Source organism: Paucisalibacillus globulus DSM 18846, assembly GCF_000482485.1.
In the GTDB taxonomy this organism is placed as follows: Bacteria; Bacillota; Bacilli; order Bacillales; family Amphibacillaceae; genus Ornithinibacillus; species Ornithinibacillus globulus.
Genome location: NZ_AXVK01000044.1, coordinates 1 through 15,766 on the forward strand (window position 1 = coordinate 1; position 15,766 = coordinate 15,766).

Here is a 15,766-nt window from a genome sequence, read left to right on the forward strand (position 1 = left end):
GCTAGTTAGAGTTTCCGAGTTATGGATTGTTTGTAACGCATTTTTTCAGTAATTACGTACAATAATTCTAATTCACTACCAGCGTAGGAAATACAGGGAGACTCCTGCGGGAGGATAGGCATAGGTGAGACCCCACAGTGCGTAGCACGAGGAGGCTCACCAGCCGCCCGCGGAAAGCGGAGTGTATTTCCGGAGCGGAGTTAGATGCTCAACTCAAAATCCTAAGTTAAGTTACCGCATAGTTTCTATCGACTATTCATTAAGTTCAAAGCCTGATTTAGACAAAGTTTTCATGGAGCATGCCTAATGTATAAGTTTAGTTGTCTAAGAAATAAAAAGATTGTGGTAAACTAACAGTTGGGAATAAGGAGGAATTTTAAGTGACAAGTGTAAAAGTACCAATTGAAGTAAGGTATCAAGAAACAGATCAAATGGGTGTCGTCTACCATGCGAATTATTTAGTTTGGTTTGAAATTGGACGAACTAAATTTATCGAACATTTAGGTTTAAGCTATGTAGAAATGGAAAAAAATAATGTCGTTTCACCAGTAGTGGATGCACAAATTTCTTTTAAAAAGCCAGTTAAATATGGTGAAAAGGTCTATGTTGAAACAAGGATTGAGCAATATGATGGACTAAGAACGGTTTATGGATACAAAGTTATTGATGATGACGGGGAAGTAAGGATTTCGGGTAGAACAAAGCATGTGATTGTTAAAAAAGAAAGCTTTAGACCACTTTCCTTACGAAGAGCTTTTCCAGAATGGCACGAAATATATTTACAACATATCGTAGGTGAAGAATAATGGCCTTTGGTTTGAAAAGAGAAGAAGTTACAAGATGGAAAACAAAAGTGCAAAACGGAGAAATTGCATTTTTAACACACTATTGGTTGGATGATCGTTTTCCCGGTTGCACCACCGTTACAAAGGTGGGCTGTAAGAATATTGCCACCTTAATTGACTGGGGACAAAAGTACGGGTTAGAACCGAATTGGATACATCGTGACGAGAAATATCCACATTTTGATTTATTTGGTGAAAGACAAAAGGATGTGCTGTCAAAAGAAAAGGAGTGGGATCAAATAAAAAGGTTTAACTTATAAAAAAGCGCTCAAGAAAATTATCTTGAGCGTTTTTTATTCTCTTTTTTTTCTGGAACATAATCCACACCACCTGGATGAAATGGATGGCATTTGCTAATTCTCTTTATAGTTAAATACCCACCCTTGATTGCTCCAAAGCGTTGGATTGCTTCTAATCCATATTCCGAACAAGTCGGATAGAATCGGCATGTTGAAGGGGTGAAAGGACTAATTGCACTACGATAAAATTTAATAAGTCCAATAAAAATGTATTTCATGGAAAGACCTTCTATTCATTTTTATTATAACGGATTGTTGCTATTGCATCGTGCATGTGGATTGACTCTTCATTCTGGCAAGTAACAGAAAAGCCGGAAACAAATGGCATTTCATATAAATCTGCAGCTACTAACCGTGCCATATCCTCTACGAAACGTGGATTTTCGTATGCTTCTTCCGTAACCATTTTTTCATCTGGGCGTTTTAGAATAGGGTGGAGTCTCGAACTTGCGTTACTCTCAGCCGCTTCTAATAAAGCTATTTTCCAATCGACTTCCGCTTCATTAAACGTATCTGACAACGATACTTCCATAGACACATTTCCACGTTGGTTATGTGCACTATATTCACTTATTTCTTTTGAACAAGGACAAAGTGTTGTAATGAGTACAGACATACCTACACTAGCTTGATAGCCAGTGTTTTCATTGTAAGATATCTTCATTGTTAAATCAGCATGGTTTAGACCTGCTATTCCACTACTAGGGCCTTTACGTTCATAAAACCATGGAAAAGTTAATTCGATAGTAGCATCTTTTTGCCCCAACCTATCAGCTAATTCCTTTGCGAACTCTTTTAAAACAGAAAAGTCAGCATGAAATCCATTTTTACTATATACTGCTAATTGTTCCATAAATCGACTCATATTCGTTCCTTTACTTTCTTGTTGAATACTAGAAGTAAAAGTAAAAGATGCAATACTTGTTTGTATGTTTGGTTCAGAGTTACTATGAACTAGAATCGGGTATTTTACATTTGTAATACCTACAGCATCAAGTTCAAAGAGAAAATCTTTCTGCAAATTTTGTAAATCAGCCATTTTTTCTTTCTCAACGGGCTTATTTTTTGGTCCAGGTTTAACAGATCCAAATAGTTTATGTCTTTCTTCTTTTGTAGGTAGACTTTTTCGCGGTATATGATTTAAATTCATGATTGATTTCCCTTTCTTCACTGCAAGACTTGTCTCACTTCAAAGTATAAGCCAACTACTAATTTTTTTTCAATTATACCGCTTTACATCCATGTAATCTTTGGTTCGGTTTTATTTATAATGCGTTTTATATTTGCGATGTGTCGATAAACAACAAATAATGTTAATACCCCAACAACTATCATTAATCCAATATCACCAAAGAAAATTGAGACTACAAATGAAACTACACCAGTTATCATGGAAGAGAGTGAAACGTATTTAGATATTTTTAATGTTAAAAGAAACGTAACAATCATGACGGCAAATAGAATTGGGTTTACTGCTAGAATAATACCACCCGAAGTTGCTACTGCTTTACCACCTTTAAAACGTGCAAATAATGGGTATGTATGACCCAATACCGCAAATATTCCTATTGCAAGTTGGTATACTTCAATATCAAAGAATATTGGCATTAGTGTTGCTAATGTACCTTTTAATATATCAGCTAATGTTACGATAATTCCCGCCTTAACTCCCAACACACGAAATGTATTGGTCCCACCTAAATTTCCACTTCCATGCTTCCGTATATCGATGTTATAACCGACTTTTCCAACAATAAGTGCAGAAGGTATAGAACCCAAAAGATAAGCAACTATAGCAAATAGAACATACTCCATCAAATTTCCTACTTTCATTGATTATTTACTAAACACTATGTACACTTCATCCATTTTATCACGAACTATTAATATAAGGTATCAATATTTTTGACCGGAATTTAATTAAAAATAGATGTCCAAAACAGTTATACAACGTGTTTATAAGTAAAATACTGATAAAATTCCAGCTGTCATGTTAAACTAATAATAAGTATATCTATTATAAAGGAGTTACTCAAACATGGAAAATCCTTCAAATGATCAAATTAAAAAATTATTGGAAACCTCAAAAACTATCGCAGTAGTTGGACTATCAGATAATCCCGAAAGAACATCTTACCAAATCTCAAAAATAATGCAAGAAAGTGGATATCGAATTATTCCAGTTAATCCGACTGTAGATGAAGTATTAGGAGAAAAAGCCTACAGTTCATTACTCGATATTAAGGAACCGATTGACATCATTAATGTATTTAGAAGACCAGAATATTTACCGGATATAGCGAAAGAAGCTGCTAAAACAGATTGTAAAGTTTTCTGGGCACAACAAGGTATCGTCAACGAAGAGGCCAATGAATATCTTACAGAAAAGGGCTTTACCGTAATCATGGATTTATGTATTAAAGTTGCTCATGCTGTACTACTTAAAAAGTAAGCTTAAAAAGGATGGCAAAGTGTCATCCTTTTCAATTTGTATATCTTTTATCAATTGGAAGAATAAATATATATACTGTAAGTGTTCTAAGAACTTCTATACATTTTAAAATATCTTGTAGTATACTAATGTAGATATTGTTTTGGTAATTATAATAGAGACTATATTAGTAATACTCGCATTTGCTAGGACACTAGTGAAGCAACTACGTGTGTAGCTACATTAATAACTTCTCGGATTGACCCATTCAGCTTTTGCGAGAGGCCATTTCCTTGAATAAATTCAAGTACGACGAACACAATTGTGTTAGTTTTTCTTATGTAAGCGAGAAAGATTTTTATACTTTCCTATTTGCCAAAAACAAACACTTGTTCTAGTATGTAAAATAAGACATTGGAATTATAGGGTGAAGGGAGTAAAAGTAATTGGATAAGACACCATTACATTATTCAGATGATTCAATCCAAGTATTGGAAGGTCTCGAAGCAGTTCGAAAAAGACCGGGGATGTATATTGGAAGTACCGACCATCGTGGATTGCATCATCTTGTTTTTGAAATAGTCGACAATGCTGTTGACGAAGCTTTAGCTGGCTACGGAAAAGTTATTAAAGTAAAAATACATAACGATAATAGTATTTCAGTTGAAGACAGTGGTAGAGGGATACCTACTGGTAAACATAGCTCTGGTAAATCTACAATGGAAGTAATTTTCACTGTGCTCCACGCAGGTGGTAAATTCGGGCAAGGTGGATATAAAACCAGTGGTGGTTTACATGGAGTAGGTGCCTCAGTAGTAAATGCTTTGTCTGAATGGCTTGAGGTAACCTCTTATCGTGATGGAGAAGTTTATTTTCAGCGTTTTGAAAATGGTGGTTTCCCTGTAGGGTCAATTAAAAAAATTGGTACTACTAGGAAAAATGGCTCCTTAATCCATTTTAAGCCCGATTCAACAATCTTCCAAACTACTGTATACAGCTTTGAAACAATATCTGAACGATTAAGAGAAGCTGCCTTTTTATTAAAAGGATTACGTATCGAATTAGCCGATGAACGTACGGAAGAAAATGAAGTATATGAATATCCAGATGGATTAAAGTCATTTGTTCATTATTTAAATGAAGATAAAGACTCTCTACATGAAGTAGTATTTTTTGATGGTGAACAACAAGAAATCGAAGTAGAATTTGCCTTTCAATTTAATGATGGATACTCTGAGAATATGCTCTCATTTGTTAACCACGTTCGTACAAAAGATGGTGGAACACATGAATCTGGTGCGAGAACAGCTATTACACGCTGTTTTAATGATTATGCAAGAAGAACAAATGCATTAAAAGAAAAAGATAAGAATTTAGAAGGTGCAGATATTCGTGAAGGTTTAACTGCAATTGTATCTGTAAGAATTCCTGAGGAGAAATTGCAATTTGAAGGTCAAACAAAAGGAAAGCTTGGAACTTCTGAAGCTAGATCTGCGGTAGACTCTGTAGTATCAGAAAAACTAAATTTCTTTCTAGAAGAAAATCCTGATATTTCAGGCCTTTTAGTAAAGAAAGCAATTAAAGCTAAAGAAGCACGTGAAGCTGCAAGAAAAGCAAGGGAAGATGCTAGAACTGGGAAGAAAAAACGTCGGAAAGATACGTTGTTGAGCGGGAAATTAACTCCTGCACAATCTAAGAATCCTGATAAAAATGAACTTTACCTTGTTGAGGGAGATTCTGCTGGTGGTTCAGCTAAACAAGGAAGAGATCGTAAATTCCAAGCTGTCTTACCACTAAGAGGTAAGGTAATTAATACAGAGAAAGCTAAGTTACAAGACGTGTTTAAAAACGAAGAAATTTCTACTATCATCCACACGATTGGTGCAGGTATCGGAGCAGATTTCACGTTGGAAGATGTTAATTACGATAAAGTTATCATCATGACAGATGCTGATACCGATGGTGCTCATATCCAAGTATTGTTATTAACCTTCTTTTACCGCTATATGAAACCATTAATTGAGGCTGGTAAGGTATATATTGCATTACCTCCTTTGTATAAGATTTCTAAAGGTACAGGTAAAAAAGAGCAAATAGTATATGCTTGGGAAGATGATGAAATGCGCGAAGCAGTCGCGAAGTTTAAAAATGGCTATATGATCCAACGATATAAAGGTCTTGGAGAAATGAACGCCGACCAATTATGGGATACAACTATGAATCCAGAAACAAGGACATTAATCCGTGTTACGATTGATGATGTTGCTCGTGCAGAACGACGAGTAACAACATTAATGGGTGATAAGGTGGAACCTAGAAGAAAATGGATAGAATCCAATGTTGCTTTTGGTCTTGAGGATAATCCCAATATTTTAGAAAATGATAAAATACAATTAGAGAATGAGCAGTAGTAGATGTTAGATAAGGGGGAAATGACTTGCCACAGTCAGAGAAATTTCTCGATCTACCATTAGAAGAAGTTATCGGTGATCGATTTGGTAGATATAGTAAATATATAATTCAAGACCGTGCATTGCCAGATGCTCGTGATGGTTTAAAACCGGTACAACGTAGAATTCTTTACGCGATGTACAGGGAAAAAAATACGCATGAAAAGAACTTCCGGAAATCAGCAAAAACCGTCGGTAACGTAATCGGTAACTATCACCCTCATGGTGATACGTCAGTATATGATGCGATGGTTCGTTTAAGTCAAGACTGGAAAATGCGCAATGTATTAATTGAAATGCATGGTAACAATGGTAGTGTTGACGGAGACCCAGCAGCTGCTATGCGTTATACGGAGGCAAGGCTATCTAGTATTGCCTCTGAGTTACTTCGTGACATAAATAAAGAAACTGTGGACCTAATGCCAAACTTTGATGATACAGATCATGAGCCAGTCGTGTTACCCGCTAAGTTTCCAAACCTTCTTGTTAATGGATCAACAGGTATATCTGCTGGTTATGCAACAGATATACCACCACATAATCTTGGAGAAGTAATCGATGGCGTTATTAAGCGTATTGATAATCCTACCATTTCAACAGATGAGTTGATGAAGGTTATTAAAGGACCTGATTTTCCTACTGGTGGAATAATCCAAGGAGTAGAAGGAATTAAAAAAGCATACGAAACTGGTAAAGGAAAAATTGTTCTGCGAGGTAAGGCGGCGGTAGAACCTTTACGAGGAAATCGTGAACAAATTGTAATTGACGAAATTCCATATGATGTTAATAAGGCTAATCTTGTTAAAAAGATGGATGAGCTTCGAATTGACAGAAAAGTAGAAGGTATTGCGGAAGTACGTGACGAAACAGACCGAACAGGTCTTCGTATTGTCGTCGAACTTAAAAAGGATGTGAATAGTGAAGGTGTATTAAATTACCTTTACAAAAACACAGATTTACAGATAACCTATCATTTTAATATGGTTGCAATTCAAGATAGGACTCCTAAATTACTGTCCTTAACTCAAATGCTTGATGCTTATATTGAACATCAAAAAGAAGTAGTAACTAGATCCACAACATATGATTTAAAACATGCAAAGGATCGAGCACATATTGTTGAAGGGTTAATTAAGGCTATTTCCATTTTAGATGAATTGGTTGCTACAATACGTGCTTCTAAAGATAAGCAAGATGCAAAATCACGTATTATGGAAAAATACGGATTTACAGAAAGACAAGCTGAAGCAATTGTGATGTTACAGCTATACCGTTTAACAAATACAGACGTTACTGCATTAGAAGCAGAGGCAGAAGAACTAAGAGAGAAGATAGCTGAGCTTGAATCCATTCTTGCTAGTGAGCAAAAATTGTTACAAACAATTAAAAACGATCTAAAGCAAATGAAAAAACAATTTACTGAGCGAAGAAGAACGCTTATTCAAGATGAAATTGAAGAACTTACTTTTGATATTGAGGTAACTGTAGCAAGTGAAGATGTATTAATTTCTGTCACGAGGGACGGTTATATTAAACGGACTAGTCTTCGTTCCTATGCCGCCTCGAATGGTGAGGACTTTGCTATTAAAGATGATGATCATTTAGTTGGTTTAATTGAGGCCAATACAACGGATAAAATACTGCTCTTTACGAATAAAGGAAAATATTTATATATCCCTGTTCATGAATTACCAGATATCCGTTGGAAAGATATTGGTCAGCATGTGTCAAATATGGTGCAAATTGAAAAAGATGAATTTATTGTTCATTGTGTACCGGTTAGAGAATTCAAGGACAATGAGTACTTATTATTCTTTACAAAAAATGGAATGATAAAACGTAGTGAATTGAAAATTTATGATGCAACACGTTATTCTAAAGCACTAATCGCATTAAATCTAAAAAAAGATGATGAAGTAGTTAGTGTTTGCCAAACAAAAGGTTTTTCAGATGTTTTCCTAGCATCAAATAAAGGCTTCGGACTTTGGTATCATGAATCTGAAGTACCTGTTGTTGGTCAGCGGGCGGCAGGGGTAAAAGCAATTCAGTTAAAAGAAGGGGAATTTGTAGTTGGTGGTCAAGTTTTTGATGATCTATCAGAACCTACTTTAGTAGTTGTCACACAACGTGGAGCATGTAAACGTATGAAACTGCGCGAGTTTGAAAAAACAAGTAGGGCAAAACGTGGTTTAATTATGTTAAGAGAGCTTAAAAATAAACCGCACCGAGTTGTAGGGTTCTTTGCAACTTATGAAAATGATACAATATACTTTACAACTTCGAAAGGGGAGAGAAATCATATTCTCCCGATAGACCTATCCAATAGTGACCGTTATAGTAACGGCTCATTTGTTATTGATTCGGATACACAGGGTGAAGTAATTGAAGTGTGGAAACAAGCAAATTACGAGAAACCATTTGATCTATCATTAGAATAAGTTTAGGAGCAGACTGTTATAGAAAACAGTCTGCTTTTTATAAAAGGGCTTTATTCTAAAAGATTGTTAATTATACATTTTGTATAAACTGCGAAGTAACAATGACAAAGTTATCCTGGTTTGGTCGCATGCTAAATCTGTGAGGGCCCATGTTTTCCCGAATCGGTCACATGCTCAGTATAAGAGGGATCATGTTTTCTTGATTTAGTTGCATGGTCTTGCGCGCCTTTAGACCTCAACACCGTAAATCCGTATTTTGTATGGATACACACGTATTTCTTTTAAAAATGATTATTAGTTACTTTGCAGTTTCCATTAAAAGAGAAGATAAAAAGTAACAAAGTATGCGAAATTTGCCTTATAAAAATACAAATAAAATACTGATACAAGAGAAAATCAAATTAGATTTTGGTATTCAGAAAGTAAGATGGGAAGATATTATGATTATTACAACACCTGGAAAGTCTACTAGTAAAATTGTAGGTAGAGCAAAGAAACTAGCTAATAGTTATGGACTACCATATAAAGAAAGACATGGCGTATCCATTCAAACGATGAAAAATGAATATCGAGATGATATTGTTATTGTAGAAAATAATCGGATTGTTATATCTCCTTTAAATAGTGAGAAGGAAATGTTTTATCACCCAAATTTAGCTTTGATTCGAGCGAAGCGGATTATGAATGAGGGGAAGGGCGGGCAGGAGCCACTAATTTCAATTGCTAAACTAAAAGAAGGCATGTCATTCCTAGATTGTACACTAGGTTTAGCATCAGATAGTATTATTGCAAGTTTAATTGTCGGTCCAACTGGTAAAGTAACCGGTATTGAGGGAAATCAACTACTATATTTCTTAACTCATGTAGGCTTAGCTACATTTACAAGTGGGATTGAAGGGTTTGATGCTGCGTTGAGAAGAATAGACGTTATCCACCAAGAACATTTAAATTATTTACGGGAATGTAAAACAGATTCTTTTGATGTAGTCTATTTAGACCCAATGTTTAACAAGTCTATCGATACTTCCGATGGCATTAATATTATTCGAGAAGAAGCATGGAGGACTGATTTTTCCGATGAACTAATACAGGAGGCAAAACGTGTGGCAAGGGCTCGAGTAGTATTAAAAGATGATTGGAAAAGTACTCGATTTGCTCGGTTTGGTTTTACTCAGTATAAAAGAAAATCCTCTTCATTTCATTATGGCATATTAGAAGTGTAAACAGAATTAAATTTACCTTTACTATTTTACGAAAATTATGATAAGCTAAAATAGGTAATAAAGAAAGGAGGACTTGTGACGAATTTAAGAGATAAAATAATCCATTCTGCCTTACTTTTGTTCGAAAAACATGGTTTTCATGGTGTAACAGTTAACCAAATAGTTGAACGCACAGGGACCTCTAAAGGAGGTTTTTACCATCATTTTACATCAAAGGATGAATTGTTATTTGTCATTCACGATACGTTTATCACGTATGTGCTTGAAAAAGCATACATAGCAAAAAACACCTATGACTCTCCAACTAAGAAACTTCACGCAATAATTAAAAGCTTTGTTCAGGTTTTTGATTTGTATAAGCCACATATTTCAGTATTTTACCAAGAAAATGTTTATTTGAAAGCAAATTATGAAGAATTAATTAAGAAAAAGCGGGACCAGTTCAAAAATATTATTATTGATACGATCCATGAAGGTAAAGCCAATGGGGATTTCCGAACCGATATAGCAGAAGAAATAACAGGAATGGCAATACTGGGAATGGTGAATTGGACGTATAAATGGTATAAAAAGTCGGGCGAAAAATCTATTGATGAAATTGGTGATATTTACGTTGATTTGATTATGCGCTCTATTTTAAACACTAAAAATGAAAGCGCTCTATATTTTGCAAAATAAGTTTAATAGCTTTGTAGAGAGCTATATTTTTTAACAAAAATACCGACCAACCAGTCGGTCTCAATAGGTATAGGAGGAGAATCAATGGATTTTAATTTAACGAAAGAACAAACAATGATTCGTAAGATGGTTCGCGATTTTGCTGAGGAAGTAATCAAACCAAGAGCAATTGAAATTGATACAGAGGCGAAATTTCCATTAGATATATTTGAGCAAATGGGTGAACTAGGGTTATTAGGTATTCCATTCCCTGAAGAATATGGTGGTTCGGGTGGAGACACGCTATCTTATGCGATTGCAGTCGAAGAAATTGGTCGTGTATGTGGAAGTACGGGTTTAAGTTATGCAGCTGCAGTTTCTTTAGGTGCTAGCCCGATTTATTACTTTGGAACAGAAGAGCAAAAGAAAGAATTCTTAACCCCATTAGCATCTGGGAAAGCTTTAGGGTCATTTGGGTTAACGGAGCCCAATGCAGGTTCTGATGCTGGTGGTACGAAAACTACAGCCGTTGTTGATGGTGATGATTTTATAATCAATGGTGAGAAATGCTTTATTACAAACGCAAGCTTCGCAAAAACAATAATTGTTACTGCAGTTACAGGTAAAAATGAAAAAGGAAAAAATATCATTTCTGCTATTATTGTTCCAACAGATGCTGAAGGAGTAACCATTACAAGCAATTATGACAAGATGGGAGTTCGTGGATCGGATACAGCAGAAATTGTTCTTGATAATGTTCGCGTGCCAAGAGCAAATCTATTAGGTGATGAGAAAAAAGGATTTAGCCAATTTTTATACACATTAGATGGTGGAAGAATTTCAATTGCCGCTCTAGGCTTAGGTATTGCACAAGCTTCTTTAGAAAAGTCATTACAGTACGCAAAAGAAAGAAAGCAATTTGGCAAATCTATTTCAAATTTCCAAGCAATCCAATTTAAACTTGCTGATATTGCAATGGAAGTAGAGTTATCTAGAAATATGGTTTATAAATCTGCTTGGTTAAAGGATAATGATAAACCGTTTACAAAGGAATCTGCTTATGCCAAGTTATTTGCTACTGAAACAGCATTTCGAGCTGCCAATCAGGCAATTCAAATACACGGTGGATATGGCTATATGCGTGAATATGAGGTTGAACGCTACCTGCGTGATGCCAAGTTATTAGAAATTGGTGAAGGTACATCGGAGATTCAAAGACTAGTAATTGCTAGACAACTAGGTTGCTAATTACTTAAGCAGATTTCGAAAGTAAAGGAGTGACGATATGATTTCAAAAGTACTAATCGCTAATCGTGGTGAGATTGCTGCACGGGTGATCAGATCTTGTAAAAAGATGGGCGTACAAACCGTTGCTGTATATTCGGAAGCGGATACGAATGCCCCATTTGTTGCCATGGCAGATGAGAGCTACTTACTAGGACCAGCACGAGTAAATGAAAGCTACCTTAATGTTGATAAAATCTTTTCTATTGCGAAGGATGCAGGTGTGGATGCTATTCATCCTGGTTATGGCTTTTTAAGTGAAAGTGGTAGATTTGCAGAAAAATGTGAAGCTGCAGGAATTATTTTCATTGGTCCAACAAGCAAGGTCATGGATAGGATGGGAAGTAAAATTGAGGCAAGAAAAGCTATGAAACTTGCAGGTGTTCCAATTGTTCCAGGAACAGAAGAAGCCGTACCTTCAGCAGAAGAAGCAGTGGAATTAGCGAGACATATTGGCTACCCAATCATGCTTAAAGCATCTGCTGGCGGTGGTGGAATTGGAATGCAGGTTGTGAATAGTGATGAAGAATTATTGAAAGCATTCCAGAATAATGCAACAAGAGCAGAGACATTCTTTGGTGATGGATCCATGTTTTTAGAGAAGAAAATTGATGATGCCAGACATATTGAAATCCAATTATTAGCGGATAGTCATGGAAATGTCGTTCATTTATTTGAACGTGAATGTTCGATTCAACGAAGAAATCAAAAGGTTATTGAAGAAGCTCCCTCACCGTTTATTTCAGAAAAAACGAGAATGAAAATGGGTAAAGCAGCAATTGATGCAGCCTTAGCATTAGGATATACAAATGCTGGCACCATTGAATTTTTAGTAGATAAGAGTGAGACCTTTTATTTTTTAGAAATGAACACCCGCATTCAAGTAGAGCATCCGGTTACAGAAGAGATTACTGGTATCGATATTGTTGAAGAGCAAATTAATATCGCTAACGGAAAAGTATTATCCTTTAAGCAAGAGGACTTAACTATTAACGGCCATGCGATTGAAGCTCGTATTTATGCCGAGGATCCGAAAACATTTTTCCCTTCGCCTGGACATATAACAACGTTTGAAGTTCCTAGTGGGGAGAACATTCGTTTGGAGTCTGCAGTAACAAGCAATTATCAAGTGACACCATTCTATGATCCGATGATAAGTAAGTTAATTGTAAAAGGCACTACAAGAGAAAAGACCATTGAACTATTAAAGGAAACATTAACAAATACAAAAGTAGAAGGAATTAAAACAAACGTTCCCCTACTTTTGGAAATTGCAAATCATCCAGAATTTAATTCTGGAAATACAACTACAAAATTTATAGAAGAGCACTTTAGTAAAGTAAAGAAGAAGTAACTTGAGGAGGAAGTAACATGGAAGAAGTAAAAGCAATGATGGCAGGTAACGTATGGAAAATAGTAGTAGCAGTGGGTGACACAGTTGAGGAAGATCAAGATATCGTAATCCTAGAATCCATGAAAATGGAAATTCCAATTGCAGCAGAGGAAACTGGGGTTATCAAGGAAATTAAAGTCGCTGAAGGTGATTTCGTAAACGAAGGCGATGTTATAGCTATTATTGAATCCTAATAAGAAATCTATTATTCAGGAGGCCATTATGAGTTTAGTAGATTTAGAAATTATCGATAGAAATGTTGCCTTGGTAACTCTAAATAGACCAGAGGCTGCAAATGCCATGTCTAAAGCATTGTTAGACGAATTACAATCTACAGTTAGTGAAATTAACAGTAACAAACAAATCACTTGTGTTGTTATAACAGGTTCTGGCGATAAAGCATTTTGTGCCGGAGCTGATTTGAAAGAACGTAGAGGCATGGATAATGATCAAGTAATTGATGCGGTTCGGTACATTGGTAAATCGGTAGATGCTGTAGAGTCTATCAAAGTACCTGTTATTGCTGCATTAAATGGTGTGGCGTTTGGCGGAGGATTAGAGCTTGCGCTTGCTTGTGATATTCGAATTGCAGCCGACACTGCCAAGATGGGATTAACCGAAACATCTTTGGCTATCATTCCAGGTGCTGGTGGAACACAACGGTTACCAAGACTTATTGGGATTGGCCGTGCGAAACAATTAATTTTCTCAGCAAAAGCTATTACTGCAGGAGAGGCCCTTTCAATTGGGCTAGTGGAAGAAGTTGTCCCTAAGGAAGAACTACTTCATTATGCATTAGAACTCGCGAAATCTATCGCAAAAAATGGTCCAGTTGCTTTACGACAAGCCAAAACTGCAATAAATCAAGGGTTGCAAACTGATTTGTCAACAGGCTTAGAAATCGAACATTTATGTTATAAAGAAACAATTCCAACAAACGATCGTTTGGAAGGGCTCGAGGCATTTAAAGAAAAGCGAGCTCCAGTATATCAAGGCAAATAAACATGCAAGGAGGTTTTTCAGGATGTCCTATATAGAAGAACTACAAAAAAGAGTACAACATATTGAAAAGGGTGGACAAGAAAAATACCACCAAAAGAATGAAGAAAAAGGAAAACTATTTGTTCGTAAACGTTTGGAATTATTGTTTGATGAGGGTATCGATATAGAGGATGCTTTTTTTGCTAACTGCATGGATGATTCTTTACCTTCAGACGGAGTCGTAACTGGTATTGGTAAAATCAATGGCCAAGACGTCTGTGTCATGGCTAATGATTCGACTGTGAAGGCTGGATCTTGGGGAAAGAGAACAGTTGAAAAGATTCTCCGTATTCAAGAAACAGCTATGACACTAGAATTGCCTCTTGTATATCTAGTAGATTCTGCAGGCGCAAGAATCACAGATCAAATTGAGATGTTTCCTGGAAGAAGAGGGGCAGGACGAATTTTCCATAATCAAATCAAACTCTCTGGTCGTGTTCCACAAATCTGCTTATTGTTCGGTCCATCTGCTGCAGGTGGAGCATATATTCCAGCCTTCTGTGATATCGTTGTTATGGTTGATGGAAATGCATCCATGTACCTTGGCTCACCAAGAATGGCAGAAAAAGTTATCGGAGAGAAGGTTACACTGGAAGAAATGGGTGGTGCAAAAATGCACTGTTCAGTTTCCGGCGTTGGTGACGTTTTAGTTAAAACAGAACCAGATGCGATTAGTTATGCCCGAACTTATTTAAGCTATTTTCCTAAAAGCTTTAGAGAAAAGCCAAAGGTCTTTGAACCAAAAGAAGCTAAGGAATTTGAAAAATCTATTGAAGAAATCATTCCTGCGAATCAAAATGCACCATTTAATATGCATGATTTTATTGGAAGAATTATTGATGAAGATAGCTTCTGTGAGGTCAAAAAGAAATTTGCGCCTGAATTGATTACTGGACTTTCTAGAATTAATGGTAGTGTGGTTGGTATTATTGCGAATCAGCCAAGAATGAAGGGTGGAGTACTTTTCCCGGATTCAGCTGATAAAGCAGCGAAATTTATACAACTATGTGATGCCTTTAATATTCCATTACTATTCCTAATGGATGTTCCTGGATTTATGATCGGTACGAAGGTAGAACGAGCTGGCATTATTCGTCATGGTGCTAAGATGCTTGCTGCAATGAGTGAAGCAACCGTTCCAAAAATCTCAGTAATTGTTCGAAAAGCATATGGTGCTGGACTTTATGCCATGGCTGGCCCTGCATTTGAACCTGACGCTGTTATTGCGTTACCAACTGCACAAATTGCCGTTATGGGTCCAGAAGCTGCAGTTAATGCTGTTTACGCAAATAAAATTGCGGAATTACCAGAAGTGGAACGTGCTGCATTTGTTAAGCAAAAACAGGATGAATATCGCGAAGAAATTGATATTTATCGTTTAGCAAGTGAAATGGTTATAGATGCTATCGTAGAGCCTAGCAATTTAAGGGAAGAATTAAGCAAACGCTACAGAATTTATGATGCAAAAAATATTGTATTTACCGAGCGTAAACACGGAGTTTATCCGGTATAACATGAGTCCCAGATAGTATTGTTACTATCTGGGATTTTTATTTTTGTTTTTTTATAGTTTGTTGCATTTTTATAGTTGATAGAAACTGTGCGGTAACTTAACTTAGGATTTTGAGTTGAGCATCTAACTCCGCTCCGGAAATACACTCCGCTTTCCGCGGGCGGCTGGTGAGCCTCCTCGTGCTACGCACTG

Annotated in this window: 15 protein-coding genes; 12 read left to right on the top strand and 3 right to left on the bottom strand. The window is 36.3% G+C overall.

Features of this window, described 5'->3' with window-relative positions; all coding sequences use genetic code 11:
• The first annotated feature begins 380 nt into the window (after positions 1 to 380).
• On the top strand, positions 381 to 806 hold the full coding sequence (locus K332_RS0112025) for an acyl-CoA thioesterase (protein WP_026907668.1): 426 nt from the start codon (positions 381 to 383) through the stop codon (positions 804 to 806).
• Positions 806 to 1,105 (top strand): hypothetical protein, encoded by a 300-nt coding sequence (locus K332_RS0112030; RefSeq protein WP_026907669.1) that lies wholly within the window; start codon positions 806 to 808, stop codon positions 1,103 to 1,105. Before K332_RS0112025 ends, K332_RS0112030 begins: the two co-directional genes overlap by 1 nt.
• A 17-nt stretch (positions 1,106 to 1,122) precedes the next feature.
• Here the strand turns inward: K332_RS0112030 and yidD are convergent, their stop codons facing one another.
• The 3 genes from yidD to plsY all read right to left on the bottom strand — a co-directional run bounded on the left by yidD (position 1,123) and on the right by plsY (position 2,959).
• A complete protein-coding gene (yidD, locus tag K332_RS0112035) occupies positions 1,123 to 1,362 on the bottom strand; it encodes a membrane protein insertion efficiency factor YidD (protein WP_026907670.1) in 240 nt (79 codons plus the stop codon).
• 11 nt (positions 1,363 to 1,373) lie between these two features.
• Entirely contained in the window at positions 1,374 to 2,294 is a 921-nt protein-coding gene (gene folE2, locus K332_RS0112040) for a GTP cyclohydrolase FolE2 (protein WP_026907671.1), read from the bottom strand.
• 83 nt (positions 2,295 to 2,377) lie between these two features.
• Entirely contained in the window at positions 2,378 to 2,959 is a 582-nt protein-coding gene (gene plsY, locus K332_RS0112045; RefSeq protein WP_026907672.1) for a glycerol-3-phosphate 1-O-acyltransferase PlsY, read from the bottom strand.
• A 223-nt stretch (positions 2,960 to 3,182) separates the two neighbouring features.
• Between plsY and K332_RS0112050 the strand changes: the two genes are divergently transcribed.
• The 10 genes from K332_RS0112050 (at position 3,183) to K332_RS0112095 (ending at position 15,574) form a co-directional block, all read left to right on the top strand.
• A complete protein-coding gene (locus tag K332_RS0112050) occupies positions 3,183 to 3,596 on the top strand; it encodes a CoA-binding protein (protein ID WP_026907673.1) in 414 nt (137 codons plus the stop codon).
• Between the two features lie 425 nt (positions 3,597 to 4,021).
• Positions 4,022 to 5,986: a DNA topoisomerase IV subunit B gene (gene parE, locus K332_RS0112055; protein ID WP_026907674.1), complete on the top strand. Its 1,965-nt coding sequence runs from the start codon at positions 4,022 to 4,024 to the stop codon at positions 5,984 to 5,986.
• A gap of 26 nt (positions 5,987 to 6,012) precedes the next feature.
• Positions 6,013 to 8,463 (top strand): DNA topoisomerase IV subunit A, encoded by a 2,451-nt coding sequence (gene parC / locus K332_RS0112060; protein ID WP_026907675.1) that lies wholly within the window; start codon positions 6,013 to 6,015, stop codon positions 8,461 to 8,463.
• Between the two features lie 344 nt (positions 8,464 to 8,807).
• Positions 8,808 to 9,686 carry a class I SAM-dependent methyltransferase gene (locus tag K332_RS0112065; RefSeq protein WP_245604675.1) on the top strand — a complete coding sequence of 293 codons (879 nt, stop codon included), beginning with the start codon at positions 8,808 to 8,810 and terminating at the stop codon, positions 9,684 to 9,686.
• Between the two features lie 75 nt (positions 9,687 to 9,761).
• Positions 9,762 to 10,364, top strand: a complete 603-nt coding sequence (locus K332_RS22475) for a TetR/AcrR family transcriptional regulator (RefSeq protein ID WP_036688844.1) — start codon at positions 9,762 to 9,764, stop codon at positions 10,362 to 10,364.
• 84 nt (positions 10,365 to 10,448) lie between these two features.
• Positions 10,449 to 11,591, top strand: coding sequence for an acyl-CoA dehydrogenase family protein (locus tag K332_RS0112075; protein WP_026907677.1), 1,143 nt, complete (start codon positions 10,449 to 10,451; stop codon positions 11,589 to 11,591).
• A 37-nt stretch (positions 11,592 to 11,628) separates the two neighbouring features.
• Complete coding sequence (locus K332_RS0112080) at positions 11,629 to 12,981, top strand: acetyl-CoA carboxylase biotin carboxylase subunit (RefSeq protein ID WP_026907678.1); 1,353 nt, start codon at positions 11,629 to 11,631, stop codon at positions 12,979 to 12,981.
• Between the two features lie 17 nt (positions 12,982 to 12,998).
• Positions 12,999 to 13,214, top strand: coding sequence for an acetyl-CoA carboxylase biotin carboxyl carrier protein subunit (locus K332_RS0112085; protein WP_026907679.1), 216 nt, complete (start codon positions 12,999 to 13,001; stop codon positions 13,212 to 13,214).
• Between the two features lie 25 nt (positions 13,215 to 13,239).
• Entirely contained in the window at positions 13,240 to 14,022 is a 783-nt protein-coding gene (locus K332_RS0112090) for an enoyl-CoA hydratase (protein WP_026907680.1), read from the top strand.
• A 22-nt stretch (positions 14,023 to 14,044) separates the two neighbouring features.
• Positions 14,045 to 15,574 (top strand): acyl-CoA carboxylase subunit beta, encoded by a 1,530-nt coding sequence (locus K332_RS0112095; RefSeq protein ID WP_026907681.1) that lies wholly within the window; start codon positions 14,045 to 14,047, stop codon positions 15,572 to 15,574.
• Positions 15,575 to 15,766 lie beyond the last annotated feature (192 nt).

Bases quoted from the DNA above. Each gene is read 5' to 3' on its own strand.
- K332_RS0112065 (WP_245604675.1), top strand. From the start codon at position 8,808: ATGCGAAATTTGCCTTATAAAAATACAAATAAAATACTGATACAAGAG.
- K332_RS0112050 (WP_026907673.1), top strand. From the start codon at position 3,183: ATGGAAAATCCTTCAAATGATCAAATTAAAAAATTATTGGAAACCTCA.
- plsY (WP_026907672.1), bottom strand. From the start codon at position 2,959: ATGGAGTATGTTCTATTTGCTATAGTTGCTTATCTTTTGGGTTCTATA.
- K332_RS0112080 (WP_026907678.1), top strand. From the start codon at position 11,629: ATGATTTCAAAAGTACTAATCGCTAATCGTGGTGAGATTGCTGCACGG.
- yidD (WP_026907670.1), bottom strand. From the start codon at position 1,362: ATGAAATACATTTTTATTGGACTTATTAAATTTTATCGTAGTGCAATT.
- K332_RS0112085 (WP_026907679.1), top strand. From the start codon at position 12,999: ATGGAAGAAGTAAAAGCAATGATGGCAGGTAACGTATGGAAAATAGTA.
- K332_RS0112030 (WP_026907669.1), top strand. From the start codon at position 806: ATGGCCTTTGGTTTGAAAAGAGAAGAAGTTACAAGATGGAAAACAAAA.
- K332_RS0112075 (WP_026907677.1), top strand. From the start codon at position 10,449: ATGGATTTTAATTTAACGAAAGAACAAACAATGATTCGTAAGATGGTT.
- folE2 (WP_026907671.1), bottom strand. From the start codon at position 2,294: ATGAATTTAAATCATATACCGCGAAAAAGTCTACCTACAAAAGAAGAA.
- K332_RS0112095 (WP_026907681.1), top strand. From the start codon at position 14,045: ATGTCCTATATAGAAGAACTACAAAAAAGAGTACAACATATTGAAAAG.